Source organism: Bacteroidota bacterium (genome assembly GCA_034723125.1).
Classification (GTDB): Bacteria; Bacteroidota; Bacteroidia; order CAILMK01; family JAAYUY01; genus JAYEOP01.
In genome coordinates, this window is record JAYEOP010000347.1 from 1 (window position 1) to 2508 (window position 2508).

At 27.8% G+C, this 2508-nt stretch carries 2 protein-coding genes; both read right to left on the reverse strand.

What is annotated here, in order from left to right; all coding sequences use genetic code 11:
- Positions 1–362 (reverse strand): hypothetical protein (locus U9R42_09500; protein MEA3496256.1); only part of this gene is annotated, 362 nt, incomplete at its 3' end.
- Positions 363–403: 41 nt separating this feature from the next.
- The gene (locus U9R42_09505) at positions 404–1516 is read right to left on the reverse strand and encodes a hypothetical protein (protein ID MEA3496257.1); all 1113 of its coding nucleotides are present in this window, start codon (positions 1514–1516) and stop codon (positions 404–406) included.
- Positions 1517–2508 lie beyond the last annotated feature (992 nt).

The following is a 2508-nucleotide window of genomic DNA, read 5'->3' on the forward strand; positions in this document are numbered from 1 at the left end:
GGTGCCCATAATCCTGATTCTGTTCTTCCTCTTTTAGGTACTTTATATTTTTTAGCTCTGTGAAGCCTTCTGTTATTTGGCTTTTTTGTTACTTTTCCTTTAAAGACACTTCCTTCAATATTTGAGTTTGTATTTTTTGATTTATAATTATTTCGTCTAAATTCACCTCTGCTACTCCGTCCAAAATTATAATGTCTTGCTTTATTAGTTCTTGAAAAAATACTTATCTTTTTTTCAAATCCATTATAGCGATCAGGCGGACACATTCCTCCCGGACATCCCTTTTGTGCACAAGATGAAAAAAGCACAAGAACAATTAGTAAAGCAAATATTTTTTTAAGGTACAAAATCATTTTATCCATCAATTTTCTCAATTAAAATTAAAATCCTTGATTGTTGGATATCAATTCATCTCAATATATTTTTTCAACTCATTCCATTCAGCATTTTTTAAAGCTTCAATATATGATGGTGTTAAATCAGAATCAATTTTAGCAGTATTTATTTTAATAATATGATATTTGAAATTTTTTATCGCCAAACATTTATCAAGAGGAACTCCTTTAACATTTATTCCAAGTTCTATTAAATCAACAAAGTTTATTGGCTTAAAATCAATACTAAAAGAGTATGGTACAATTTCTAAAAGTTTGTAACTAACTCTGCCTTCCTCTTTTATCCAAATTTCCTTAACCTTACATCCTGTGAGTATAAACGGAGAATCCCTAAAGCTGTTAAAAATACTTTTACCACCATATTCAATAAGTTCTCTTCTATGCAAATCAAAATAATCTTCAATCGCTGATAATATTAACATTCCCGCAGAATCATAATCATTTGTTATCAATTTAAAATAAAGTAATTTTGATGTTTTTACTTCAATTGCATTCATATTTTTCTTCGCTGAGAAAAAAGCTTTATCTCTAATTCTTAATCCCTTGCGATAATCTTTTTCAGGATGCTTACTATTTGCACTTAAAATTGGCTTGTTTTTAAAAAACAAAATATCAAAATTAAATGCTTTGTTCATAAAAACAGCAAAATATGAATTCAAATAATTGCTTTCTATTGAGGTATTAAGATAATTTGACTTCAAATAATCGCTTACAACACTAAATTCTAAATATCCATAATTTATTTCTTTACCATTTTTAGTTTCTGAAGTAAAAGAAAATCCATGAATTTTAAATTCTGATTTTTTACTGTTTGATGACCATGATTCATAAATAAAAAAATTATCAAGATCTTCAAATCTATAATTATATGTTTTTTCAAAATTTTGAAGTGTTAAAAAATTTATTTTACTTTCCTTTCTTGGTGAATCCCAAAGAAATATTTTTTCTTCTTTAAGTTTACTATAAATCAACTTAGTAAATGATTCCACAATGTTATAATCCAGTGAATCGGGTTGTGCTTTTTTATTTACCATCAAAAGTGCTCTTGCATTATTGTAAGAGAGAGCAACTGATGAAGTAAAAATAAATAATAATATAAAAATGCTTAAGCGAATCTTCATTTTGATATAATTCTTTGTACAAAATTAACAAATTAATATGTATTTGTGAAGATATAAATCAAAAAGAAATAAGGAATGTTCGATAAATACATTTCTTTTAAGAAACAAAGATAATGAATAAGATGCAAGGCACAAATTTTTCTGAATAGCCATCCGCGTGTCGCTGAAGCTTTAGCGGAGGCACAAGCTATTGAGAAAATTTTTAACGCAGTCAGTTTGCTTATTATCTTTGTTCCCATGCTCCTTCGCTAAAGCTACAGCCTAAGCGAAAGGGTTTTTATTCCGAAATTTCGGAATCATATACTTCTTCAAAACTTTTTACATTATCCCGATTTGTTTCAATTTTTTTCATTGTCTATAAAAAACTCTGGAAATCTTAATGCCTGTCTGCCGACATAAGCAGGCGAATGTATTTATAGAACCTCCCTATAACTTGATGACGGTTTAGTATTACAAATAGGTTCTCTATTTTCAAGTGTGTAACTAACTATTTTAGAATCTACTGTTATTGCTAAAATTTCGTGATTTTACTTTTGCCATTTACATCTTTCCGTACTTGATAGATTTTTGATCCATTTTCTATTGTTATTAATTCATTTTTCATAATAATACCAGGTTGTTTTATTGATAGTAAGACCTTTGATTTATGTTTGGTAACGGCAGTCTGTCTAATAACCCTAACCACCGATTAAATTTTTGTCAAATACAAGGACATTTCGGCTTTGCTCAAAAATGATTTGCTTATTTTTTTGATTTTATAAATTGCTTCTTCCTGTGATGTTGGAAAAATATATGACTGTCTTATGTCTTTTCCTTGTATAAATTTCATAGTATAAAAATAGAAATTATTCCTTTATATGAAAATTATCTTTAGCTACAATTTGTTGATTTTTTTAGACAGTCTGACGTTATCGGTAAGATTGTTCCTGCAAATAAGAATATTTTGAAAATTAAACTGGTTAATTGCAGTTTTCTTATTAACATGATTTTCC

Coding starts and splice junctions, on each gene's coding strand:
- U9R42_09505 (MEA3496257.1), bottom strand. CDS start 1,516: ATGAAGATTCGCTTAAGCATTTTTATATTATTATTTATTTTTACTTCA.